This is a genomic window from Roseateles terrae (genome assembly GCF_014192155.1).
Taxonomy (GTDB): domain Bacteria; phylum Pseudomonadota; class Gammaproteobacteria; order Burkholderiales; family Burkholderiaceae_C; genus Roseateles; species Roseateles terrae.
Genome location: NZ_JACHXO010000002.1, coordinates 1 through 24,751, shown reverse-complemented (window position 1 = coordinate 24,751; position 24,751 = coordinate 1). Strand labels below are relative to the sequence as shown.

Below are 24,751 nucleotides of genomic sequence, written 5' to 3'. Positions count from 1 at the left end.
GCTTGCCGTACGGCATTGAAGTTGCCGCATTCCTTCCATCCCCGGCGACCGTTCGGGGCTTGGAGGTGCGATGTTGTCCGGACTGTCCATTGGCCGCCGACTGGCCCTGACCCTTGGTGGCGTCATTGCCGTGTTCCTGATCTGCGTGATCAGCGCCTTGATCGCATCCAACCGACTGGCGGGTGCCAGCGGCATGACCACCCACACCTACCAGGTGCTCGCCCAGGGCGAGAACATGCTCAAGGCAATGGTGAACATGGAGACCGGCACCCGCGGCTTCCTTCTGGCCGGCGACGAGCAGTTCCTCGAACCGTACAACGGCGGCGCCGCCGACTTCGACAAACACTGGAACGAAGCGCGCCAACTCACGAGCGACAACCCCGCGCAGCAACGGCGTCTGGAAGACATGCAGGCGCGCTCGCGGGAGTTCCGGGCCGTCGCGCAATCGTTGATCGAACTGCGGCGGCAGGTGAGCGCCGGCGCGCGCACCGCGACTGACTTGGCGACCGAATTCCGAGGCGGCAAGGACAAGGCGGCGATGGACGCCTTTCGCGCCCTGCATGCCGCCTTTGACAAGGAAGAACGGGACCTGCTGACGGTGCGCGCTGCCGACTCTGCATCGACCGGCACCATCGCCCGCAACATCCTGATCTACGGGACGCTGGTGGCCTTGGCGCTGGCCGTGGCGCTGGGGCTCTCAGCCTCCCGCGCCATCACGGTACCGATCCGACGCGCTGTTCAAGTGGCGCAGACCGTGGCCTCGGGCGACCTGACCTCCCGCATCGAGGTGACGAGCACGGACGAGACGGGTCAGCTGTTGCAGGCCTTGCAGCAGATGAACAACAACCTCACCGGCATCGTTTCCACCGTCCGCGACGGCAGTGAATCGATTGTGTCCGGCTCCACCCAGATTGCCAGCGGCAATGCGGACCTCAGCCAGCGGACCGAGCAGCAGGCCAGCAGCCTGCAGCAGGCCGCATCGTCGATGGAGCAGCTGTCCGGCACGGTGCGCACCAGTGCCGACAACGCGCATCAGGCCAGCCGTCTGGCCGGGCAGGCGCAGCAGGCCGCCACCGAGGGACGGCGTGTGGTGGATCAGGTGGTCGGCACGATGAACGACATCAACAGCAGCGCCTCACGCATCAGCTCGATCATCGGCGTCATCGACGGCATTGCGTTCCAGACCAACATCCTCGCGCTGAATGCGGCAGTGGAGGCCGCACGTGCCGGAGAACAGGGACGCGGATTCGCGGTCGTCGCCGGGGAAGTGCGCCAACTGGCCCAGCGTTCGGCCGAGGCCGCCCGTGAGATCAAGAGCCTCATTGCCGCGAGCACGGAAACCGCTGCCACCGGCAATACCCTGGCGGCGCAGGCGGGCAGCGCCATGGTGCACATCGTGGAGCAGGTTCAGGGCGTGTCGACACTCATCGCACAGATCAGTTCCGCGGCTAATGAGCAGACCAGCGGTATTGGACAGATCAGTGAATCGGTCTCGCAACTGGATCAGGTGACACAGCAGAATGCCGCCCTGGTGGAGCAGAGCGCCGCGGCGGCTGAGAGCCTGAAGAATCAGGCGGAGCGATTGGCCCAGGCAGTTCAAGTATTCCGGGTGTAGCGTCAGAAACAACCCTTGTTGCATGTGTTTGTTTTGGCAAGGGGAGGTTGACGTGTCCAAGAAATCGGAAGAGCATCACTCCCACTGAATGCAATCACTGACGGATTGCATTCAATCAAGGCCTGTCCCCGGACCCGCTGTCCGGATGGCGCCTTGAAGCCAGAACAACGTGCGGTTTGAGACGGCCAAGCCCTTTGGCCTTTTTTCTCTCTCAAGCTGACAACGTTGTCCAAAACGAGCGAGCCAAGCGTTTTTCCATCGGGGTTTAGCGAAGCGCCCGGAGCTCCCATCAGGGGCCCAGGCGGGCAGCTGCATGCGTGTTGAGCAGCTGTTCCACCACCACAGCAACACCCGGAGACAAGCAGTATGAGTACCCTGATTCAGACGCGTCGTGGACGGACGCGATGGGCCGCGCCATGCCTGGCCCTCACCCTGGCGGCCTGCGGCGGCGGCGACCAGACTCGAAGCACCGCCAGTGCCGATGCCGGGCCGAGTGCCAAAGCGCTGGCCACCAGCAGCGGCGTCAAGGCCGCCGCAGCGCCTGCCTACAACTATGCAGAGGCACTGCAGAAGTCCATCCTGTTCTATGAAGCGCAGCAGTCCGGCAAGAAGCCGGAATGGAATCGCGTCAGCTGGCGTGGCGACTCACGCCTGACCGACGGCAGTGACGTGGGCCTGGATCTCAGCGGCGGCTGGTATGACGCGGGGGATCATGTGAAGTTCGGCTTCCCTGCGGCATCGACCGCCACGCAACTGGCCTGGGGCGCACTGGAGTTCGAAGCGGGGCACAAGGACGCCGGCCAGTACGATGCGCTGCTGCGCAATCTGCGCTGGATCAATGACTACTTCATCAAGGCCCATCCCAGCGCGAATGTGCTGTACGGCCAGGTAGGCAACGGCAGCACCGACCACAGCTGGTGGGGGCCGGTGGAGGTTTATCCGAAGGAGGCGCCGGCCTACAAGATCGACGCGACCTGCGGCGGCTCCGATCTGGCCGGCGAAACAGCCGCGGCCATGGCGGCGGCGTCCATGGTGTTCAAGACGAGCGACCCCAGCTATTCAGCCACGCTGCTCACTCACGCCAGGCAGCTGTACGACCTGGCCGACACCAAGCGCCAGAAGTACGTCGAATGCATCACCGATGCCCAGGGCTACTACAACTCCTGGTCGGGCTATTTTGATGAACTCGCCTGGGGGGCGATCTGGCTCTATCGCGCCACCGGCGAAGCCAGTTACCTCACCAAGGCGGAAAGCTTCGTCACCACTGGTGCGGGAGGCTTCGGCTCCGAGGGCCAGACCGCCTATCTGCCCTACAAGTGGACGCAGGACTGGGACAGCAAGCACTACGGCAGCTATCTGCTGCTGGCGCGCCTGACCGGCAAGCAGAAGTACAAGGATGCGATCGAGCGCAACCTGGCCTACTGGACCACCGGCACATCGGAAGGGGAGCGCGTCACCTACACCCCGGGCGGCCTGGCCTGGCTGTCGCAATGGGGGTCGCTGCGCTATGCGCTGAACGAATCATTTATTGCCATGGTCTATGCCAAGGACGTGAGTGACAGCACCAAGCAACAGCGCTATCGCGACTTTGCGATGCAGCAGCTGAACTATGCGCTGGGCAGCAACCCACGCAACAGCAGCTACCTGATCGGCTTTGGCGCCAATTCGCCGCAGCATCCGCACCATCGCACCGCGCATGGATCGTGGGCGGACAGTCAAACGCTACCGGCAAATCATCGCCACGTGCTGTATGGCGCGCTGGTGGGGGGGCCCGGCGCCAATGACGCCTACACCGATTCGATTTCGGACTACGTCTCCAACGAAGTCGCCATCGACTACAACGCGTCCATCGTGGGCGTGCTGGCCGGTGCCCAGCAGCTCTTCCCCGGAAGCGTGCCGCTGGCCAACTTCCCGCAGGCGGAGGTGCCGACCGATGACGAGTACTTCGTCGAGGCCGCGCTCAACAGCGCCGGCACCACCTACACCGAGGTGAAGGCGGTGGTGAACAACCGCAGCGGCTGGCCGGCGCGGGTGACTGACAAGCTGAGCCTGCGCTATTACGTCGATCTGAGCGAAGTGTTTGCAGCCGGTCGCACGGCTGCGGACATCAAGGTCAGTGCCAACTACAGCGACGGCGGCGTCGCCCGTGGCCTGGTGCGCTGTGGCAGCAGCAACATCTTCTATGCCGTGGGCGACTTCACCGGGACCAAGGTCTATCCGGGTGGGCAATCCGCCTACAAGAAGGAGATCCAGATCCGCTTGGCGGCACCGGACAGCACCACCTTCTGGAATCCGTCCAATGACCCGTCGTATGCAGGGCTGGGCACGACCGGCAGCGCACCGCTGAAGGTGAGTGGCATCACGCTGTATGACAATGGCCGCAAGGTCTGGGGCAATGAACCCACCGCCTGTGGTGGCGTGGCCGTGCCGGTGCCCGCAACGCCGAGCGGCCTGACGGCCACAGCCGGCATCGGCAGCATCAGCCTGAGCTGGGCGGCCACCGCCAATGCCACCGGCTACACCCTCAAGCGCTCCACCACTGGAACGGCGGGCAGCTTTGCACTGCTTGCATCGCCCACCGGCACCAGCTATGTGGACAGCGGCCTGGCCGGCAGCACCCGCTACTACTACACGGTGAGCGCCCGCAACGACTCCGGGGAAAGTGCCGTCAGCGATGCGGTATCCGCCACCACGCCGGCTGGCCCGCCGGCAGCGCCGGCGCCCACGGCGGCGGCCGGCGACGGCAAGGTCACCTTGAGCTGGTCCGCTGTCACCGGTGCGGCGAGTTACGAGGTCTCCCGCGCCAGCAGCGCCACCGGCAGCTACACGTCCCTGGCCAGCGGTCTCAGTGCCCTGAGCTATGTGGACAGCGGCCTGACCAATGGCTCGGCCTACTTCTACAAGGTGGGGGCGCGTAACAGCGCCGGTGTGACGGTCTCCGATCCGGTCTCGGCCACGCCCGTCGGCAGTGGCGGTGGCGGTGGCGGTTCCAGCAACTGCACGCTCACGCTGGACACCAGCAATGACTGGGGCAGCGGGCAGGTCTTCCGTCTGTTGCTGAGCAATACCGGCACCACGCCGATCAGCAACTGGGGTGTGAGCTTCACCGAGAGCAACAGCATCACGGTGAGCAACAGCTGGAGCGGCACCTTTGTCGCCACCGGCACCAAGGTCAGCTTCACGCCGCAGACCTGGAACGCCACCGTGGCGGCTGGCGGCAACACCGATGCCGGCATGCAGCTGAGCTACAGCGGGACCAAGCCCACGCCCAGCGCCGTCGTGATGACGGGCGCGAGCTGCCAGGTCGTCATCAAGTAAGGCCCTTTCACTGCTTCCCCCATCACCCTCAGGGCCCGTCGTTCACCGCGACGGGTCCAGGGGGAACTCACGCCCGAAAAACGGGTTCATCAGGAGACAAACCATGATTCAGTTCCTTCGCAAGGCCTCCCGCAAGGCGCCCCGCAGAGTCCTGCTCGCGGCCGCCCTGGTCGCCGCCTTCGGCGCCCACGCGCAGACGGACTACAACCAGCGCTTCCTGCAGCAATACAACAAGATCAAGAATCCCGCCAACGGCTACTTCAGCCCGCAGGGGGTGCCGTATCACTCGGTGGAGACGCTGATCGTCGAAGCGCCGGACCATGGCCATGAAACCACCTCCGAGGCTTACAGCTTCTGGATCTGGCTGGAGGCTCAATACGGCAGGGTGACCGGCGATTGGGGCCCGCTGAACGCGGCCTGGGCCAACATGGAAAAGTACATCATTCCGGCCCAGGCGGACCAGCCCACCAACAGCTTCTACAACGCCAGCAAGCCGGCCTCGTATGCCGGGGAATATGCGCTGCCGAAGAACTATCCGTCGCCGCTGGAATTCGGCACACCGGTCGGTCAGGACCCGATCGGCAATGAGCTGGCCGCAACCTATGGCAACCGGGATATCTACGGCATGCACTGGCTGATGGACGTCGACAACTGGTATGGGTATGGGCGCTGCGGGGACGGCGTGACCAAGCCGGCCTATATCAACACCTTCCAGCGCGGCGCGCAGGAATCGGTGTGGGAGACGATTCCGCATCCGTCCTGCGAGACCTTCAAATGGGGGCGCAACGGCGGCACGCAGGGCTTCCTGAGCCTGTTCACCGGCGACAGCAACTACGCCAAGCAATGGCGCTACACCAATGCGCCGGATGCGGACGGCCGCGCCATTCAGGCCATCTACTGGGCCAATGTCTGGGCAACCGAGCAGGGCAAGGGGGCGCAGGTGGCGGACCTGGTCAAGAAGGCCGCCAAGATGGGCGACTTCCTGCGCTACGCCATGTTCGACAAATACTTCAAACGCATCGGTAACTGCGTGGGTCCGACGACCTGCCCGGGCGGCTCCGGTGCCGCGGATGCCAACGGCCTTCGGGACAACCAGCACTACCTGATGTCCTGGTATTACGCCTGGGGCGGTGCGCTGGATTCGTCGGCGGGCTGGGCGTGGCGCATCAGCTCCAGCCACAACCACTTTGGTTATCAGAATCCGATGGTGGCCTGGACCCTGTCCACCCAGCCGGCATTCAAGCCGCTGTCGCCGTCGGCCTCCGGCGATTGGGGCAAGAGCTACCAGCGTCAGATGGAGTTCTATCGCTGGCTGCAATCGGCTGACGGTGCGATTGCCGGCGGCGCGACCAACAGCTGGAACGGCAATCACGAACAGCCGCCCGCTGGCACGCCGACCTTCTACGGCATGTTCTATGACGAGGCGCCGGTCTATCACGACCCAGCCTCCAACACCTGGTTTGGATTCCAGGTGTGGTCCATGCACCGGGTGGCCGAGCTTTACTACGTGAGCAATGATGCGCAGGCCAAGGCGCTGCTGGACAAGTGGGCCGCGTGGGCGATGGCCAATACCCGACTGCTCGCAGACGGCAGCTACGAGATTCCGAATTCGCTGCAATGGTCCGGCAAGCCCGACACCTGGAATCCGGCCAGCCCGGGCGCCAATGCCAATCTGCGGGTGACGGTGACAGACTTCACCAACGACGTGGGTGTCGCAGCTGCCTATGCCCGCACGCTGACCTACTACGCGGCGAAGTCCGGCAATGCAGCCGCCAAGACCATGGCGCGCGAGCTGCTGGATCGCATGTGGGCCAAGTATCAGGACGCCAAGGGCTTGGCCGTGGGAGAGAAGCGCAAGGATTACCTGCGCTTTGATGATCCCTACAACGCCGCGACCGGCGACGGTGTCTATGTGCCGCCGGGATGGACCGGTACCAATGCGCAGGGCGCGGTCATTGATTCGAATGCGACCTTCCTGAGCATCCGACCGAAGTACCAGCAGGATCCGGACTTCGCCAAGCTGAGCGCCTATCTGGCGGGCGGTGCCGAACCGACCTGGATCTACCACCGCTTCTGGGCGCAGGCCGACATTGCGCTGGCCCAGGCGGACTACGGCCGGCTGTTCCCTGCCACGGGCCCCGCGATCGTGGTGTCGAAGACGACGCTGACGGTGCCGGAGAGCAGCTCGGCGGGCTTCGGTGTCTCCTTGTCCGAAAAGCCGTCCGGGAACGTCACGGTGACGGTGGCCAAGACGGCAGGCGGTGATCCGGATCTGGCGACGTCCACGCCGTCGCTGGTCTTCACGCCGGACAACTACGCCACCGCGCAGACGGTCATTGTCACGGCGGCCAAGGATGCCGACGCGGTCAACGGCTCGGCCACATTCACCCTGAGTGCCACCGGCCTGAATGGCGCCAGCGTGCTGGCGACGGAGCAGGACTCGGACATCGTGGTGCCGGTGGAACTGGTCGTGTCCGCCTCGGCGGTGTCCGTGCCGGAGACGGGCACCCAGAGCTTCACGGTGAAGCTGGCAGCGGCCCCGACAAGCAACGTCACGGTGACCGTGGCTCGCACCGCGGGTGACACGGACATCTCGGTGTCCGCGGGCGCCAACCTGGTCTTCACGCCGGCCAACTGGAACACGGCGCAGACGGTGACGCTTGCCGCGGCCAAGGATGCGGACTCGCTCAACGGGGCGGCCACCATCAGCATCAGCGCCGCCAATGCCGCCACGCGGACGGTCACGGCCACGGAAGTGGACAACGACGTGAAGAACTGCGCCGTGGTCTTCGACACCAGCAATGACTGGGGCAGCGGCCAGGTGCCCAGCATCCGGCTGACCAACCTCGGCACCACGCCGCTGAGCAACTGGTCGCTGAGCTTTACGGAAAGCAATGCCTTCACGCTGAGCAATTCGTGGAGCGGCACCTTCTCGGTGAATGGGCGCGTCATCACCATCACGCCGGTGGCGTGGAACGGCACGATTGCGCCCAACAGCTCGGTGGACCTGGGCATGCAGATCAGTTATTCGGGCGCCAAGCCGGTGCCGACGGGGCTGACCTGGGTGGGCCAGAGCTGCGACATCACCGTGAAGTGAGGCAGGGCAGGGCGGCGCGCCGGGAGTGATTCCGGGGCGCCGCCCTTTATCCAATGCCGGAGAAAGACAGGACATGAAGACATCGTTGATCGTCACGGGCGTGGCCGCCGCGCTGGCGGTGGCCGGCTGGATGGGCTGGTCCGCGGATCAGCTGCATCGGAAGGACCAGCTGGTGCTGGCGCGCTGGGCCGAGGTGCACGCCGCCGAGCAGACCCAGTTTGCGGAGGTGCCGGTGGTGCTGGCGCTGGTGGATCAGAAGACGGGGCTCGACCCAGGCGTTCGTGCGGGCGCGCGAGCGCGGTGCGGCTCGCTGGGCGAGTTCGACAATGCGGCCGCCTTGATCGATGACCCTCAGCGCTTTGATCGCTACAAGCAGGTGCGCGCGGAATGCACGGGCACTCTGTTCCGGTTGCTGGCGGCCGCGGGTGCGGAGCCGGCGGTGGCGCAGGATCCGCATGTGCAATCGCTCAGGCAATCGCTCACACGGGGCCAGGCGGACGTGGATGCCGCGCGGGAGCGATACCGGCAGGCGCTGCAGGCGTACAACGCCGGTGTGCAGCGGCTGCCTACGCGGGTGGCGGCGGCGGTGCTGGGTTATCAGGAGCGACCGGACTTCGTGCGGTGGGCGACAATGAATTCATGAGCGCCCATTCCGCACAGGATCTTGATACGGTCTTGCTCAGTCATTAGCGTCGGGCTGCCCGCGATGAGTCCATTGAAATGAATGACTGATTGAGGCTGTGTAGTCGGGCGCTGACTCAAATCGAATAGAGTCGTGGCTTCCATTCAATACATCAGCCGCTGTATGCAAGATGCCGAATCGCCGGTTTTGAGTTTTGAGAATCCCGCCGGCGTGCACGCGCCGCTGGGCCTGTACAGCCACGTTGCGCGGGTTCAAGCCGGGACGGAGCTGATTTATCTTTCGGGGCAACTCGGCGTTCGGCCGGACGGCAGCACACCGGCTGGCATTGATGCGCAGTCGGATCAGGTTTTTGCCAACATCGTTCAATTGGCTGCGTCGTTCGGATGCAGGCCGACCGATATCGTGAAACTCACGACCTACATCGTGGCCGGTCAGGATGGCGATGCGGTGCGGCGCGCGCGCCGCAAATACCTGGGCGACCACCGGCCGGCGTCGACGGCGGTGTTCGTGGCTGGGTTGATGGATCCGATCTGGTTTGTGGAGGTGGAGGTGGTGCTGGCCAGGGCCGCCGCATAGTCGCGTGCTATGCACGTATGGCCGTCTCACCGACAATGACGGCGTCACAGCCCCTTCGTTCCTGATGTACCTGTCGCATCTTACGTCTCAGCGCCTCCCGCTGTCTCCAACTGCCTTTGCAGCTGCACTGCGAAGAGGCCACGGTCGCGCGATGCAACAGGTGATGACCCACGGCGTGCATGGGCTCGAGAATGAGGTGATCCAGGCCAGCGTCATCTGCCGGGTGTACGACCCTCAGTGCGAAGCGGATCGCACTCCCTGCTGGTCGACCTTGTGGCGCGGGCGAACATGACCCATGTCGTGCTGGTCGCGGTCGAATCGGCGCTTGCTGAGGCCGTGGAAACCGGCAATGAGGCATGCGCTGGTGCTGACGAGCGTGACCTGGAGCACCGGGTGGCTTTGCTCCAGGCGATCGCCGAAGGCGGCAGCACGCAAGCACGCCGCGTGCTGGATGTCGCGCTGGACCGGCTTCCCGCAACGCAGGTGATCCGGGCAGCTCATGCATGGGCGGAACTCGATGGGGCAACTGGATGGATGCATGTCGCTCGGACGATCGGCGCGCGATTGGTACGTGATCGTTCCTTCTGGCTTCACCAGTCCTGGTCTGAAGCACTGGCCGGTTTGGATGACGCCGAAGCGCTGAACGCGCTGATGGCACTGCGGGCCGATGTGGACGCCAGGGTCAAGGCGTTCCTCGACCGGTTGCCGAGGCTGGAGCCCAACGCCGAACCGCCATCGTCCGTCGATGGCGCCGGATTCTCGGCGGCGCAGGTGATCACCTACCTAGAGGCGCATCCGCTGCACCCCTGCCGATGGCTGATGCGATGGGGGAGGGTGGCGGATGACCAGCAGCGAGAGATCGTCTTCGAGGCACTGGTCCGTTCAAATGATCCGCGCCAAGTGACCCGACTGCTGCGGGTGTTCGATCAGCCACGCGGATTGCCGCGCTTTGATGATCGCCTGCTGCAATGGATTCACCATGAGGACGAGCGACTGAGTCGCCTCGCCATCAGCGTTCTTGGCCGATGCAGCCATCTGCGTGTGCGGGCGGACGCCCTTCGATTCATGGCGGAAGGGCACCTCGCCAAGGGGCTCGCCCTGCTGGTGCAGAACTTCCAAGCCGGAGACTTGGAAGGATTGGTGGACGGCAGGGCATGTTCGACCCTGGGCGACGACGGTGTCGAACAGCTGTGTGGTCCGTTGCTGGACGTGTGTGAAGCCCACCCCGGCGGGGAAGCGAAGCAGGGGCTTGAGTGGGTTTACGAGCATTCGCCTTGTTCCATATGTCGCCATCGAGCGGTGGAGGAATCGCTCAATGAAGGTTATGACATCACGCCCGGGCTGTTGCAGGAGGCGGCATGGGATGCTGAACCTCGCATCCGGTTGAAGGCATTGCAACGGCTTTCTGAGACCTGATCATGCACACCTGGCACGATTTCCACATCACAGGCTATTCGGTGGATGGCAAACGCCGGGCCATCGTGTTCCACCTTGAATCGCCAATTGAGAGCATGCCCGGACACTCATCCGGTACACGATCTGATGAGCCTGCCCGCGGCAGCCGGGTGCAGTTGCGTTTCGAAGGCGTGGAAGGCTACTTCCTGGAGCATGACCTGCGTGGCAACATCGTCTATGCCTTCGAGGAAATTCCGCTGCGGCCTTTCCTGGAGCAATGGGCGGATACATTCACCAAGTCCAGCCAGTGGGGCTGGCCACTCTTCTGGACCGGCGGGTCACGATCCGGTGCGGATGCGTCGGAGTCCGTCGAAGCAGCGTTTCAGCATTTGTCGGCTCGAGGGGTGATGTGCGTGGAACTCTCCAGCTCCTATGGGCTGAGTGGGTGGGTTTTGGCAACTTCGGTGGAGCATGAGGTGCTGGACGAGCCGCACGCGAGGTGATCCTTGCCGGCGCCAAGGGAGAGGCCATCTCTTGAAACGGTCACATGGAATCAGCAACCTGTACCGTGCCGCCCACAAATGCTGGAGGGCTCTAAGATCGGTATGGGTGGGATCGTCAAGAGGCGCTCAGCGGCAGATCCATTCGAAGCGATACATTGCCCTCCATGACTGCAACCTATGCCAACAGCAAGGCCGTTCACGGCGCGTTGAAACGGCTGCTCTCCCCCTGGTTCATTCAGAACGGGTGGAAGCGCCGACCGGGTTACGCGTGTGCCTTCCTCCGTTCGTCGGCCTCCGGACAGTGGTGCCTATGGGTTCAGGTCAACTCATGGGGCGGCTCGCTGTCCGGCAGCAGCTTCACCTTGAATCTGATCCGCCTGGAAGGCGGCGACGCCGAGCTCATCACAGGCCCGGACTCTCGCGTGCTGCTCACACTCACCGACGCCGAGAAAGGGGAGGCGTTCTGCATCGCCCAGGAACTCGCGACACGCATTCCGGACCCGGCGGCGACACACGCTGTGCATCAATGGGCTCAACTGCCCGGATATGAAGGGGAACAGTGGCGTCAGCGGCTTGCTGATCTCAGAATGGTGAACCCAGACGCATGGGCGCCAGGCGTTGATGTCTGGCTCCCATATTACGCAGTCGAGGACCTCGAAGCGTGGGTGACCTTTCTCTTGCCACGGTTGCAGCGATTGCTGAACGCCACTGACAACACCGCTATCGCCGGGCAGTGAAGCTGGATGCTGCTATGAACTGCACGCCCCTGAACGAGCTTGCAGGACTGCCATGAAAGTGTTTTTGGACGATGAGCGCCCCACGCCGGCGGGATGGGTCCGCGTCTATTGGCCCGACGAGGCGATTGAGTGGCTCAAGACCGGACAGGTCGTAGCGTTGAGCCTCGATCACGACCTCGGCGATGACGAGCGCGGAACCGGCTACGACGTGGTCCTGTGGATTGAGGAGCAGGTGGCCCTCCACGGATTCCGTCCGCCGGCCATTCAGGTGCATTCGGCCAACTCGTCCGCGCGGGAAAAGATGGAGGCCGGGATTCGCGCCATTGAGCGGCTGGTCGGGCAACGGCGCACCACCTAGCCGCCACGCGGTCCGCACGATGACGCCGAGGCCCAGCTCAGGGGCCGACGCGTGAACTCCTCCTCCCCCACGACCCCTACGTGCGACACCCTCTGGCCCGCTCGTCTACAATACCGCCCCAGCCCACCAGCCAGTTCGTCCGGCGGAAGTCAAATGGAATCAACAACTTACACCCCCACCGCCGACGCATCCAAGGCAGCTCCCAAAATCGGATTCGTGTCCCTGGGCTGCCCCAAGGCGCTGACCGACAGCGAACTGATCCTCACCCAGCTGCGTGCCGAGGGCTACGAAACCTCCAAGACCTTTGCCGGGGCGGACCTGGTGATCGTCAACACCTGCGGCTTCATCGATGACGCCGTCAAGGAAAGCCTGGACACCATCGGCGAAGCCCTCGCTGAAAACGGCAAGGTGATCGTCACCGGTTGCCTGGGTGCCAAGTCCGGCGCCAACACGGACAACCTCGTCCGTGAAATTCACCCCAGCGTGCTCGCCGTCACCGGACCCCACGCCACCCAGGAAGTGATGGACGCGGTGCACACCCATGTGCCCAAGCCCCACGACCCCTTCATCGATCTGGTGCCCGAAGCCCGCGGCGTCGCCGGCATCAAGCTCACCCCGAAGCACTACGCCTACCTGAAGATCAGCGAAGGCTGCAACCACCGCTGCAGCTTCTGCATCATCCCGAGCATGCGCGGCGACCTGGTGTCCCGCCCCATCGGCGATGTGCTGTCCGAAGCCAAAGCGCTGTTTGAATCCGGCGTCAAGGAACTGCTGGTCATCAGCCAGGACACCAGTGCCTACGGTGTTGATGTGAAGTACCGCACCGGCTTCTGGGACGGCAAGCCGGTCAAGACCCGCATGTTCGATCTGGTCGCGCAGCTCGGCGAGATCGCCAAGCCCTACGGTGCCTGGGTCCGCCTGCATTACGTCTACCCGTATCCGCATGTGGACGAAGTCCTGCCGATGATGGCGCAGGGCCTCATCCTTCCCTACCTGGACGTGCCGTTCCAGCATGCCCATCCGGATGTGCTCAAGCGCATGAAGCGCCCCGCCAACGGCGAGAAGAACCTGGAGCGCATCCAGCGCTGGCGCGAGATCTGCCCGGAACTGGTCATCCGCTCGACCTTCATTGCGGGCTTCCCCGGCGAGACCGAAGAAGAATTCCAATACCTGCTGGACTTCATGCGTGAGGCGCAGATCGACCGGGCCGGCTGCTTCGCCTATTCCCCGATTGACGGCGCCCCCGCCAATGCGCTGCCCGGCGCGCTGCCGGACGAGGTGCGCGAAGAACGCCGCGCCCGGTTCATGGCGGTGGCGGAGGAAGTGTCCATCGCCAAGCTGCAGCGCCGCGTCGGCGCGACCATGCAGGTGCTGGTCGACAGCGCACCTGCCCTGGGCCGCAAGGGCGGCGTCGGCCGCACCTATGCCGACGCGCCGGAGATCGACGGCACCGTCCGCCTGCTGCCGCCGGAAAAGGTGAGCAAGCAGCTGAAGGTGGGCGAATTCACCCGCGCCCGCATCGTGGCCGTGGAAGGCCACGATCTGATCGCGCTGCCGATCTGAGAGTGCCCGCCGCTCAGTCGGCGTGCGTCTGGCCGGCAAACTGCAGCAACTCGAGCATCGGCGCGAAACGTGTCGGGTCGGCCACCAGCTGGTCGGCCGTTGCGTTTCGGAGCTTGAGCAGGGTCTCGTCGCCAAACGGCGCTTCGACGTCCGCGCCGATGCTCTGCAACAGTGCAGTGCGGTCCGCCGTGCCCAGGCCTGCAAGCACCGATCGATAGAAGCAGTCGCCCCCCGGCGGCGTCGGCACCTTGCGTCCGTTCACCTGCGCAGAGTAGTGGCCCCGCTCGGGATCGAGACTGAGGATCACCGGGGCGGCTGCCGCACGGGGACGGTGGCCGGAGGCGCTCTCGTTCTCGTGACTCGCCGGGATTTCAATGCGTGGCGTGCCATCCGCCCCGATGATCTTCAGCCCGCGACCCGCCGGCCAGCCCTTCACATGCGGCATGACGTACAGGGCGATCTCACCCCCCACGCCGGACCAGGCATGCAGCGTGCGAATCTGTCGGGCCGCTTCCAGCAGCAGCGGAGGCAGCGGGGGCAGGGGTGCCGGGCGCGCCGGCATGGTCCTCCCGGATGCCGGCTGAGCGCCTGAGGATGGCGCCGAGGCTGCAGCGCGCAGTGACGAGGCAGGTGTGGCAAGGCTAGCGCCGCTGTGAGTGGCGGTTGCAACCCCCTCTGCCCTTGGGCGCAAGGCGGTTTTGCATGTCGGCCTGGATGTCTGCGCGGCCTTCGATTCGGACGCGGCGTCCCGAGTGGACAGTTCCCGGCTGACTTCGTTGACCCATTTCAGGAAGCGCGTGCGCATCGCGTCGTATTGCGGCGAATGCACTTTTGCATCCGGATTCATCAGCGGAGAAGGCGACAGCGCGCAAACCATGCGCCACAGCTGACCGCTTTCGCACAAACCCTGGCGGATCAGCTTCCCCTCCGCCGGCGACAGCATGCGCAGCACCGGTTTCAGATCATCCATCAAGGTGGGCAGTTCGCGCAGCTCAGTATCTGCAGCGATGCGGTCCGGATCAGCAGACATGAACCACAGGACGAAGTCCATGATCAGGGCTTCTATCACGCCGATGGGTGCGTCGACGCGGTGGGGCGCTCTCGGGTCTGCCGCCACAGCGGTGTCGACCACCGCTGCAGCCATCTCGCAGACTTTTCCGGTCATGCGCTTCAGCTCGAGGGCTTCCATTTCCTTCAGGGTGACAGTCTTGCCCTCGGCGATCTCGTAGATCCGGGATAGCGGGCCGGCAGAACCGGAATAGATGCTGAACATGATCGGAGTCCTTGAAGCGTCGGTCGTGACGGTCCTGTTCAGTAGGTGTCGCGTGACAAACGATTCGGCTGACAACCGTGGTCCGCGCCGGTGCTGCGTTACGCTATGCGTTCCCTCAGAAACAAGGGGGATGGCATGGATTCTTCAGGAGCTTTCTTGACCAAACGCGGCAAGTCCACCGAACAGATTCACCACGACTACCAACCGCCGACGGGGTGGGATGCGGTCCCTGTGCCGGTCTACAAGGCGTCCACCGTGCTCTTTGCGGATACCGCGGCCCTGCACCGCCCCCGCTCGCGTGACACGGTGACCTATCGATATGGCTTGCAATGCACGCCCGGCAGCCTGACCCTGGCCGCGCGCATCGCCACGTTGGAGCAGGCGACGCACTGCGTGCTGGTGCCCAGCGGGCTGGCGGCCATCACGCTGACCAGCATGGCCTTGCTCAAGCCGGGCGATGAGGTGCTGCTGCCGGACAACGTCTACGGTCAGAACCGCCACATCACCACCGGTCTGCTGAGCCGCCTGGGCATCCACCACCAGTTCTATGACCCGCTGGACACGGCCGCCTTCGAGCGCCGCCTGAGCGACCGCACCCGGCTGGTGTGGCTCGAGGCGGCCGGCTCCATCACGATGGAGTTTCCGGATCTGCTGGGGCTGCTGGGCGCCTGCAAGACCCGCGGGATCACCACGGCGCTGGACAACACCTGGGGCGCCGGCATGGCCTTCAACGCCTTCGAGCTGGCACCGGGGCTGGGGGTGGACCTGTCGATGCAGGCCCTGACCAAATTCGCGTCGGGCGGCGCGGATGTGTTGATGGGGGCAGTCTGCACGCGGGATGCGTCGCTGCATCGCCGGTTGGAGGAAATGCATGAATTCCTCGGCTATGGCGTCGGTCAGAACGACGTGGAAGCGGTGCTGCGCGGCCTGCCCACGCTGCCGCTGCGTTATCGCGCCCAGGAGGCGACTACCCTCACGCTGGCCCGGTGGATGCAGCAGCAGCCTGCCGTGGCGCGCGTGCTGCATCCGGCCTTGCCTGGATCGCCGGGCCACGCGCATTGGCAGGCGGTCAGCGGGGGCGGTTCGAGCTGCCTGTTTTCGGCGGTGTTCCAGCCGTGTTATTCACCCGCTCAGGTGGATGCGTTCGTGGACGCGCTGCGCTGCTTTGGCATCGGCTACTCATGGGCCGGCCCGATGAGCCTGGCCGTGCCGTACGACCTCACCCACAGCCGCTCCCTGTCGCTGCCGTGGACGCCGGAGGAGGGCGGCACCCTGGTGCGCTTTGCCATCGGACTGGAGGACGTGGAAGACCTGCGCGCCGACCTGGCCCAGGCCCTGGCCCAGACCCTGCCGACGTCCGGCTGACTTCAGTCCTTGGAGGCGGAAGGGCCGCTCACCTTGTGGCGCATCAGGCGGCCCTTTTCCCGTTCCCAGTCCCGCTTTTTCTCGGTCTCACGCTTGTCATGCTGCGCCTTGCCCTTGGCCAGCGCGATCTGCGCCTTCACCCGGCCGCCCTTGTAATGCAGGTCCAGCGGGATCAGGGTGAAGCCGCGCTGCTCCACCTTGCCGATCAACCGGCGGATCTCCGCCCGCCCCATCAGCAGTTTCTTGGTGCGGTCCGCCTGGGGGCTCACATGGGTGGAGGCAGTGCGCAGCGGATTGATGCGGCAGCCGATCAGGAACAGCTCGCCATCGCGGATCAGCACATAGCCATCGGGCAGCTGCACCTGGCCGGCACGGATGGCCTTGACCTCCCAGCCTTCGAGCACGATGCCAGCCTCGTACTGCTCCTCGATGTGATATTCGAATCTGGCGCGTCGGTTTTCTGCGATGGACATGGGTAGGTTGGATAGGGGTGAGGCGGCGGGGATCGAGACGCCTACAATGCCACCATTCTAAGAAGTGTCATGAAGCAAGTTAGGAAGACCGTCCTTCTCTGGTATTCACCCCGCGAGATCTACGAGCTCGTGACTGCGGTTGAACGCTACCCAGAATTTCTCCCCTGGTGCTCCGCGGCCGAGGTGCTGGAGCGCGACGACCATGGCATGACCGCCAAGTTGTCCCTGGCCTACGCCGGTCTGCGCCACGCCTTCACCACCCGCAACACCCACGAGCTGAATCGCCGGGTGCGCATGCAGCTGGTGGACGGGCCGTTCTCCATGCTGGATGGTGATTGGCAGTTCCTGCCGCTCAACAAACCCGGTGCTCCGGTAGATGGGGGCGAACCGCAGGCCTGCAAGATCGAATTCGAGCTTCGCTATGCGTTTTCCAGTTTTGCGCTGGAGGCCGTGGTGAGCCCGGTGTTCGATCGCATCGCCAACACCTTCGTGGACAGCTTCGTCAAACGGGCGGAGCAGGTGTATGGGCCCCGCTGATCCGACGGGCGCGATGCCGGCATCCGGCAGTTCCCCGGGCAGTGGCCGGGAAGCCCCCGGCCCGGACGCCGGACTGGGGGTGGAGCTGATCTGGAGCCCGAAGCAAGGGCAGTGGCAGCGTCTGCAGCTGTCGCTTCCCGAAGGCAGTACCGTGGTGGAAGCGCTGCGCGCGAGCCAGTGGTTCGACGAGGGCGAGCTCAGAACACTCAAGACTGGCATCTGGAGCAAGCTTCGGCCGCTCGACACGCCGCTGCGCAGCGGAGACCGGGTGGAGGTTTACCGCCCGCTCACCGTCGATCCGAAGGAAGCCCGGCGTCAGCGCTATCAGGCGACCGGGCGTCGCATCGTCACCCGGCACCGTCCGCTCGGAAAAAAGGCCTGATACCGGAGGGCGTCAGGCCTTTTGATCGTTCAGGCTTCAGATGTGACAGCGGTATCCGCTGCTCACAGTTCTTACTTGCAGGACACCGAAATCACGGTCTGGGCCTGCCGAATCTGGGCCTGCCGGGCCGAGTCGTCCAGCACCACGCGCTCTCCGGCGTCGTTGGTCTGACGGACCCGGATGCCGGATTCGAGCAGTTTCAGCTGGTCCTGCGCGTTGCGGCAGTTCTCTGCATTCATCTCCGCACGCTGCTTGTCCTCAGCGGCCTTGCGGTCCTTGGCGGCCTTGGCGGCGTCGCTCGCAGCCTTGGCCGGCGCGTTGGCGGAAGCGGGCGCAGAAGCGGCGGAGGCGGCCTCGGGAATGGGCTGCGTCATCCGGCGCTGAGCCGATGACGACGGGCGCGCGAGGATGTCTTTCTCCGCGACATGGGCGGGCGGAGGACGGTCGCTGTATTGCACGCGGCCTTCGGCGTCCCGCCACTTCCACTGGGCCTGCACAGCGGGGGCCAGGGACAGCAGCACAACGCCGCACAGCAGGCTCAGGGAGAGGGTCTTGGCAGTCATGGACTTGTGAAATGGACCTGGAATTAAAGGGGCTGGCACGAGTGTACGCCGCGCTTCTCTATAATGCGCCTTTGCGTCTGGAGCTTCCCACATGCGCCTACTCGGAAAAGCGCTCACCTTCGACGATGTGTTGCTGGTGCCGGCGTTCTCCCAGGTGTTGCCGCGCGACACCAGCCTTGCCACCCAATTCACGCGTGGCATCCGCCTGAACCTTCCTCTTGTGTCCGCTGCCATGGACACCGTCACCGAAGCGCGTCTGGCCATTGCCATCGCGCAGGAAGGCGGCATCGGCATCGTTCACAAGAACCTCACCCCGCAGCAGCAGGCGTCAGAGGTGGCCCGGGTCAAACGGTATGAGTCGGGCGTTCTGCGCGACCCCATCACCATCACCCCAGAGACCACCGTCCGCCAGGTCAAGGCCTTGAGCGAGCAGCACGGCATCTCCGGCTTCCCGGTGCTGGTCGGCCCCAAGGTGGTGGGCATCGTCAGCGGCCGCGACCTGCGTTTTGAAACGCGCATGGACGCACCGGTCAGCGAGATCATGACCCCGGCCGAGCGGCTGATCACCGTCAAGGAAGGCGCTTCGCTGACCGAGGCCAAGGCCCTGATGCACAAGCACAAGCTCGAGCGCGTGCTGGTCATCAACGACGCGTTTGAACTTCGCGGACTGATGACCGTGAAGGACATCACGAAACAGACGAATTTCCCCAATGCCGCCCGTGACGACCACGGGAAGCTGCGCGTCGGCGCTGCCGTCGGCGTGGGCGAGGGCACGGAAGAGCGGGTGGAACTGCTGGTGCGTGCCGGCGTGGACGCCATCGTGGTGGACACCGCTCACGGCCACAGCGCCGGCGTGATCGAGCGGGTGCGCTGGGTCAAGAAGAACTACCCCAACGTGCAGGTCATCGGCGGCAACATCGCCACCGGCGCTGCGGCGCTGGCGCTGGTCGAAGCGGGTGCGGACGCGGTCAAGGTCGGTATCGGCCCGGGCTCCATCTGCACCACCCGCATCGTGGCCGGCGTGGGTGTGCCCCAGATCACCGCCATCGACTTCGTGGCCACCGCGCTCAAGGGCACCGGCGTGCCGCTGATCGCGGACGGCGGCATCCGTTATTCCGGTGACATCGCCAAGGCGGTGGCCGCTGGTGCCAGCACGGTGATGATGGGCGGCATGTTCGCCGGTACCGAAGAAGCGCCTGGGGAGGTCATCCTCTATCAGGGCCGCAGCTACAAGAGCTACCGCGGCATGGGCTCCATTGGCGCCATGAAGGCGGGTTCGGCGGACCGCTACTTCCAGGAAAACGACGAGACCACCAATCCCAATGCGGACAAGCTGGTGCCGGAAGGCATCGAAGGCCGGGTTCCGTACAAGGGGTCGATGCTCGCCATCGTCTACCAGATGGCCGGGGGTCTGCGGGCGTCCATGGGCTACTGCGGCTGCGCCAGCATCGAAGAGATGCATGACCGCGCCGAGTTCGTGGAAATCACCGCCGCCGGTATCCGTGAGAGTCACGTCCACGACGTGCAGATCACCAAGGAAGCGCCCAACTACCGCATGGAGTGAGGCTTGTCCGATTCGGGTAACGCCGACGCACATGGCGGCCGCAAGGCCGCCATGTCGTTCATTCTGATTGCAGTGCTGATCGACATGGTGTCGATCGGCCTGATCATTCCCGTGCTGCCCACCCTGGTGGGCACTTTCACCGAGTCCGAAACCCAGCATACGCTGGCCCAGCTGGCCGTGGCGTTTGCGTTCGGCCTGGCCAATTTCTTTGGTGCGCCCATCCTGGGCGGCCTGTCAGACCGTTTTGGCCGCCGCAAGGTCATGCTGATCGGCTTCAGCGGGCTGGCCCTCAGTTTCTTCGTCACCGCCATGGCCCAGGCGCTGTGGATGCTGGTGGTGGTGCGCTTGTTCTCCGGCGCGATGCAGGCCAATGCCGCCGTGGCGAACGCCTATGTGGCGGACATCACGCCCCCCGCCGACCGCGCCAAGCGCTTCGGCATGCTCGGAGCCGCCTTCGGCATGGGCTTCATCCTGGGACCGGTGGCCGGCGGGCTGCTGGGCAGCATCGACCTGCACCTGCCGTTCTTTGTCGCAGGCACCCTGGCCTTGCTGAACTGGTGCTACGGCTTTTTTGTCCTGCCCGAATCACTGCCGCCGGAACATCGCCGTCCCTTCAGCTGGCGCCAGGCCAATCCGCTCGCGGCCCTGGGCCGGGTGCGTGACCTTCGGGGCGTCGGCCCGCTCATCTATGTCATTGCCTGCTCGGGCCTGTCCCAGCTGATCATCCAGACCTGCTGGGTGCTCTACAACCAGCACAAGTTTGGCTGGGGACCGCGGGAGAACGGCCTGTCGCTGTTCGCCGTGGGGCTGATGGCGGTGATCGTGCAGGGCGGGCTGCTGCAGCCGCTGCTGCGCTGGCTGGGACCGCGGCGGCTGGTGCTGATTGGCTTGAGCTCTGCCATTGTCACCAACCTGGTGTGGGGCCTGGCGGAGGAGGGGTGGATGATGGTGGGCATCATCTTCTTCAACATCGTCGGATTCGCCGCGCCGACCGCGCTGCAAAGCATGATTTCGAACGCTGCCGATGCGCGCAACCAGGGTGAGACCATGGGCGCCGTGGCGGCCATCAACAGCCTGATGGCGGTGCTGTCGCCCATCTGTGGTCTGGGGCTGATGGCCCTGGTGGCCGAGCTGCCCAAGACCGACTGGCGCCTGGGCGCACCGTTTTATTTCTGCGCGGCCCTTCAGGTGGTCTCGCTGTATTTTTCCTGGCGGCACTTCCACGAAGTGCCCGTCGATGCGGCTGCACCGGCCAAGGCCTGACCCGGTGCTGACCGCCCGCAACCTTTCTCCCGCTCTTCATCGCTGACCATGCACGACAAAGTCCTCATCCTCGACTTCGGCTCCCAGGTGACCCAGCTGATCGCACGCCGCGTGCGCGAAGCGCATGTCTACTGCGAGATTCATCCCAACGACGTCAGCGACGACTTCATCCGCGGTTTCGCGCCCAAGGCCATCATTCTGTCGGGCAGCCATGCCTCGACCTATGAAGACCACGAGCTGCGCGCCCCGCAGGCGGTGTGGGACCTGGGCGTGCCGGTGCTGGGCATCTGCTACGGCATGCAGACAATGGCGGTGCAACTGGGCGGCAAGGTGGAGTGGAGCGACCATCGCGAATTCGGTTATGCCGAGGTGCGCGCGCATGGTCATACCCAGCTGCTGAACGGCCTGCAGGACTTTGCCACGCCGGAAGGCCACGGCATGCTGAAGGTCTGGATGAGCCACGGCGACAAGGTCACCGCGCTGCCGGAAGGCTTCAAGCTGATGGCATCCACGCCCAGCTGCCCGATTGCCGGCATGGCGAATGAAGAGAAGCACTACTACGCGGTGCAGTTCCACCCGGAAGTGACCCACACCCAGCAGGGCGCCGCGATGCTGACCCGCTTCGTGCGTGAGATCGCCGGTTGCAAGGGCGACTGGGTCATGGGCAACTACATCGAAGAAGCGGTGCAGAAGATCCGTGAGCAGGTGGGGGATGAGGAAGTCATCCTGGGCCTGTCGGGCGGAGTCGATTCATCGGTGGCGGCGGCGCTGATCCATCGCGCCATTGGGGACCAGCTGACCTGCGTCTTTGTCGATCACGGCCTGCTGCGCCTGAATGAAGGCGACATGGTGATGGACATGTTCGCGGGCAAGCTGCACGCGAAGGTGATCCGTGTGGACGCCAGCGACCTGTTCCTCGGCCAACTGGCCGGCGTGACGGATCCGGAGCGCAAACGCAAGATCATCGGCGGCCTGTTCGTGGACGTTTTCAAGGCCGAAGCGGAGAAGCTCAAGGCGAGCGGCGGCGGCCACAAGGGCGCGACCTTCCTGGCGCAGGGCACCATCTACCCGGACGTGGTGGAAAGCGGCGGCACCAAGACGAAGAAGGCCACCACCATCAAGAGCCACCACAACGTGGGCGGGCTGCCGGAGCAGCTGGGTCTGCAGCTGCTGGAGCCGCTGCGCGAGCTGTTCAAGGACGAGGTGCGTGAGCTGGGCGTCGCGCTGGGCTTGCCGCCGGAGATGGTCTACCGTCATCCGTTCCCGGGCCCGGGCCTGGGTGTACGCATCCTGGGCGAGGTGAAGAAGGAGTATGCGGACCTGCTGCGCCGGGCCGATGCCATCTTCATTGAGGAGCTGCGCAACACGCGGGATGAAGCGACCGGCAAGAGCTGGTATGACCTGACCAGCCAAGCCTTCACCGTATTCCTACCGGTGAAGAGCGTGGGGGTGATGGGAGATGGACGCACGTATGACTACGTGGTGGCGCTGCGCGCGGTGCAGACGAGCGACTTCATGACGGCCGATTGGGCGGAACTGCCTTACAGCCTGCTCAAGCGCTGCTCGGGACGAATCATCAATGAAGTGCGTGGTATCAATCGGGTGACGTACGACGTGTCGAGCAAGCCGCCGGCGACGATTGAGTGGGAGTGAGGGGGTTTTGTCAGTCGATGATTAACGAGTAATCAACGACTGACGAGGACCGTTTCAGCGTCATCCAAGGTAGTGATCCTGACGTCGGTCGGGATCCGCTGCCAGGTGGAAAGATCTGTGTACAGGCTCGGCCAATGCAGCGGCTTCAACGAGCCGCTGTGTAGCGAATCACTGCCAGCTTTTTTCCAGCCAAGCTTTGTGCCCGCACCAGGCTCCATAGCGCTCGGGGCGACCCTTCGTTGAGCTGATCGATGTACCGCAACAGCGCCTCATAGTCCGCGAACTCCAGTGCCACCTCGGCGATGCCCTGAGCGGGTTGAAGTGAAACGCTGTTAATGCGAATCCCGTCCTCTGCCGTTGCCTCCAAGGATCTCAGCACTGCTTGACTTGGAAAGCCAGCGACTCGGGCTGTCTCCAGGGCGTCTCTGGAATAGGCTGGCGCCTTCTGCGTCGTGACTGATTGGCTCGCCTCGCGCAGCTTTTTCTCCAGCGTGGAAAGCCTGGCTTGCGACTCCTCAACACTGCGGGAAGCCGCCTGCCGAGCGTCCCACGCAAGTCCAGCTTTGAGAGAGAGTCCTGTGGTCACAAGGCCGCACGCGATCGCCCAAGCAATCAGTGGCGGCGTCCACACCCGCCTCGGTGCGAAGTCCACTGCAATGGGCCTCATGCTGCAAGCTCCAGAAATGCCGTCGTGTTGCTGGGCAGAGGGCTTGGCAACGACGAGATTGGGCTCAGTCGCAATACGGTCACTTCTCCCAATTGCATGCCTTGCGAAATCAACGCCCGCTGCCGCAGGCCATGTCACCAACTACCTTCGCTACAACGCCCTGCGCAAGTTGCTCGAGATGGTCGATGCCAACGGAATCAGCATGGTCTACACGTATGACGTGCGCTCGCGCCTGACCCTCAGTCACCTCGGCCGGGCAGACCACCAGCTACGCCTACTGGCCCACCGGCTTGCTCAGGCAGGTGACCCAACCCGACGGCAGCTCGGTGAACTACGAGTACGACGATGCACACCGCCTGGTGGCCGTTGCCGACAACCTGGGCAACCGCATCCAGTACACGCTGGACCAGCGAGGCAATCGAACCCAAGAAGCTGTGCAAGACCCCAGCGGGGCTTTGGCACGCAACCTGAGCCGCTTGTTTGACGCGCTCAGCCGCACACAACGAACCACAGGCGGGGAGTGAGAATGATGAGGGAGAAGACTCGGCGCAGCCTGCGCCGGCATACGCTTGCGCTGGCAGCTTGGATGATCACCACTGCCGGTGCAGTGTCAGGGGCCGCTCAGGCCGCCACGCTGCCCCCGCCGTGAATCAACCCGGGTTTTGAGGAGGCTCAACACTCTGAGAGGATTGAGCCATGAGCAAGTCGAACAAGTTCTCACCCGAGGTGCGTGAGCGTGCCGTGAGGATGGTGCAGGAGCACCGAGGGGAATACCCGTCGCTGTGGGCGGCCATCGAGTCCATCGCGCCCAAGATCGGCTGCGTACCGCAGACGTTGAACGAATGGGTCAAGCGCGCGGAGGTGGACGCTGGCGTGCGTGAGGGCGTGACGAGCAGCGAGGCCCAGCGCGTGAAGGACCTTGAACGCGAGGTGCGGGAGCTGCGCAAGGCCAACGAGATCCTGAAGTTGGCCAGCGCGTTTTTCGCCCAGGCGGAGCTCGACCGCCGACTCAAGTCGTAAGGGACTTCATCGACCAGAATCGTGATGCCTTCGGGGTCGAGCCAATCTGCAAGGTATTGCAGGTTGCCCCGTCGGCCTATCGGCGATACGTGGCGTTGCGTCGAGAGCCCCACCGGCGCTGTGCGAGGGCGCGTCGTGACGAGGCGCTGATGCCGCTGATCGACCGGGTCTGGCACTCCAACATGC

Annotated in this window: 21 protein-coding genes, 1 pseudogene and 1 other annotated feature; of the genes and pseudogenes, 18 read left to right on the top strand and 4 right to left on the bottom strand. The window is 64.5% G+C overall.

What is annotated here, in order from left to right; translation table 11 throughout:
* The first annotated feature begins 70 nt into the window (after window positions 1-70).
* From FHS28_RS24555 to rimO, 10 genes are all read left to right on the top strand, one after another.
* On the top strand, window positions 71-1,615 hold the full coding sequence (locus FHS28_RS24555; RefSeq protein WP_088449800.1) for a methyl-accepting chemotaxis protein: 1,545 nt from the start codon (window positions 71-73) through the stop codon (window positions 1,613-1,615).
* Between the two features lie 366 nt (window positions 1,616-1,981).
* Window positions 1,982-4,933, top strand: a complete 2,952-nt coding sequence (locus FHS28_RS06360) for a glycoside hydrolase family 9 protein (protein WP_088449799.1) — start codon at window positions 1,982-1,984, stop codon at window positions 4,931-4,933.
* Window positions 4,934-5,036: 103 nt separating this feature from the next.
* A complete protein-coding gene (locus FHS28_RS06355; protein WP_088449798.1) occupies window positions 5,037-8,030 on the top strand; it encodes a glycoside hydrolase family 48 protein in 2,994 nt (997 codons plus the stop codon).
* Between the two features lie 73 nt (window positions 8,031-8,103).
* Window positions 8,104-8,673, top strand: coding sequence for a LemA family protein (locus FHS28_RS06350; RefSeq protein ID WP_088449797.1), 570 nt, complete (start codon window positions 8,104-8,106; stop codon window positions 8,671-8,673).
* A gap of 132 nt (window positions 8,674-8,805) precedes the next feature.
* Complete coding sequence (locus FHS28_RS06345) at window positions 8,806-9,249, top strand: RidA family protein (protein ID WP_184294287.1); 444 nt, start codon at window positions 8,806-8,808, stop codon at window positions 9,247-9,249.
* A gap of 288 nt (window positions 9,250-9,537) precedes the next feature.
* Window positions 9,538-10,665: a hypothetical protein gene (locus FHS28_RS06340; protein ID WP_088449795.1), complete on the top strand. Its 1,128-nt coding sequence runs from the start codon at window positions 9,538-9,540 to the stop codon at window positions 10,663-10,665.
* A gap of 2 nt (window positions 10,666-10,667) precedes the next feature.
* A complete protein-coding gene (locus tag FHS28_RS06335) occupies window positions 10,668-11,147 on the top strand; it encodes a hypothetical protein (protein ID WP_088449794.1) in 480 nt (159 codons plus the stop codon).
* Window positions 11,148-11,311: 164 nt separating this feature from the next.
* The gene (locus FHS28_RS06330; protein ID WP_088449793.1) at window positions 11,312-11,884 is read left to right on the top strand and encodes a hypothetical protein; all 573 of its coding nucleotides are present in this window, start codon (window positions 11,312-11,314) and stop codon (window positions 11,882-11,884) included.
* Between the two features lie 52 nt (window positions 11,885-11,936).
* Entirely contained in the window at window positions 11,937-12,242 is a 306-nt protein-coding gene (locus FHS28_RS06325; RefSeq protein ID WP_088449792.1) for a cyclic-phosphate processing receiver domain-containing protein, read from the top strand.
* 153 nt (window positions 12,243-12,395) lie between these two features.
* On the top strand, window positions 12,396-13,805 hold the full coding sequence (rimO, locus tag FHS28_RS06320) for a 30S ribosomal protein S12 methylthiotransferase RimO (protein ID WP_088449791.1): 1,410 nt from the start codon (window positions 12,396-12,398) through the stop codon (window positions 13,803-13,805).
* A gap of 13 nt (window positions 13,806-13,818) precedes the next feature.
* Here the strand turns inward: rimO and FHS28_RS06315 are convergent, their stop codons facing one another.
* Window positions 13,819-15,078, bottom strand: coding sequence for a hypothetical protein (locus tag FHS28_RS06315; protein WP_088449790.1), 1,260 nt, complete (start codon window positions 15,076-15,078; stop codon window positions 13,819-13,821).
* A gap of 156 nt (window positions 15,079-15,234) precedes the next feature.
* Here FHS28_RS06315 and FHS28_RS06310 point away from each other — a divergent pair, with 156 nt between their 5' ends.
* The gene (locus FHS28_RS06310; RefSeq protein ID WP_246409679.1) at window positions 15,235-16,443 is read left to right on the top strand and encodes a PLP-dependent transferase; all 1,209 of its coding nucleotides are present in this window, start codon (window positions 15,235-15,237) and stop codon (window positions 16,441-16,443) included.
* A gap of 2 nt (window positions 16,444-16,445) precedes the next feature.
* On the opposite strand, the gene smpB is transcribed toward FHS28_RS06310, so the two are convergent.
* Window positions 16,446-16,916 carry an SsrA-binding protein SmpB gene (gene smpB, locus FHS28_RS06305; RefSeq protein ID WP_058935875.1) on the bottom strand — a complete coding sequence of 157 codons (471 nt, stop codon included), beginning with the start codon at window positions 16,914-16,916 and terminating at the stop codon, window positions 16,446-16,448.
* Window positions 16,917-16,985: 69 nt separating this feature from the next.
* Between smpB and FHS28_RS06300 the strand changes: the two genes are divergently transcribed.
* Entirely contained in the window at window positions 16,986-17,453 is a 468-nt protein-coding gene (locus FHS28_RS06300; protein WP_088449788.1) for a type II toxin-antitoxin system RatA family toxin, read from the top strand.
* The gene (locus tag FHS28_RS06295) at window positions 17,440-17,835 is read left to right on the top strand and encodes an RnfH family protein (protein ID WP_246409676.1); all 396 of its coding nucleotides are present in this window, start codon (window positions 17,440-17,442) and stop codon (window positions 17,833-17,835) included. The genes FHS28_RS06300 and FHS28_RS06295 overlap by 14 nt, the downstream gene beginning before the upstream one ends.
* A 71-nt stretch (window positions 17,836-17,906) precedes the next feature.
* On the opposite strand, the gene FHS28_RS06290 is transcribed toward FHS28_RS06295, so the two are convergent.
* On the bottom strand, window positions 17,907-18,398 hold the full coding sequence (locus FHS28_RS06290) for a DUF4124 domain-containing protein (protein ID WP_184294285.1): 492 nt from the start codon (window positions 18,396-18,398) through the stop codon (window positions 17,907-17,909).
* A 91-nt stretch (window positions 18,399-18,489) separates the two neighbouring features.
* On the opposite strand from FHS28_RS06290, the gene guaB reads away from it, so the two are divergent.
* From guaB to guaA, 3 genes are read left to right on the top strand one after another with little or no spacing between them, the layout of a single operon-like run.
* A complete protein-coding gene (gene guaB / locus FHS28_RS06285; protein WP_088449787.1) occupies window positions 18,490-19,962 on the top strand; it encodes an IMP dehydrogenase in 1,473 nt (490 codons plus the stop codon).
* Between the two features lie 3 nt (window positions 19,963-19,965).
* Window positions 19,966-21,225 carry an MFS transporter gene (locus tag FHS28_RS06280; protein WP_246409673.1) on the top strand — a complete coding sequence of 420 codons (1,260 nt, stop codon included), beginning with the start codon at window positions 19,966-19,968 and terminating at the stop codon, window positions 21,223-21,225.
* Between the two features lie 48 nt (window positions 21,226-21,273).
* Window positions 21,274-22,878: a glutamine-hydrolyzing GMP synthase gene (guaA, locus tag FHS28_RS06275; RefSeq protein ID WP_088449786.1), complete on the top strand. Its 1,605-nt coding sequence runs from the start codon at window positions 21,274-21,276 to the stop codon at window positions 22,876-22,878.
* 145 nt (window positions 22,879-23,023) lie between these two features.
* On the opposite strand, the gene FHS28_RS06270 is transcribed toward guaA, so the two are convergent.
* Window positions 23,024-23,545, bottom strand: coding sequence for a hypothetical protein (locus FHS28_RS06270; protein WP_088449785.1), 522 nt, complete (start codon window positions 23,543-23,545; stop codon window positions 23,024-23,026).
* A gap of 302 nt (window positions 23,546-23,847) precedes the next feature.
* Between FHS28_RS06270 and FHS28_RS06265 the strand changes: the two genes are divergently transcribed.
* Together FHS28_RS06265 and FHS28_RS06260 are read left to right on the top strand one after the other, a co-directional pair.
* A complete protein-coding gene (locus tag FHS28_RS06265) occupies window positions 23,848-24,069 on the top strand; it encodes an RHS repeat domain-containing protein (protein WP_184294283.1) in 222 nt (73 codons plus the stop codon).
* 172 nt (window positions 24,070-24,241) lie between these two features.
* Window positions 24,242-24,751, top strand: a pseudogene (locus FHS28_RS06260) (transposase); the annotation flags it as partial.
* Window positions 24,520-24,636 (top strand) — a sequence feature (AL1L pseudoknot). Its footprint overlaps the pseudogene before it by 117 nt.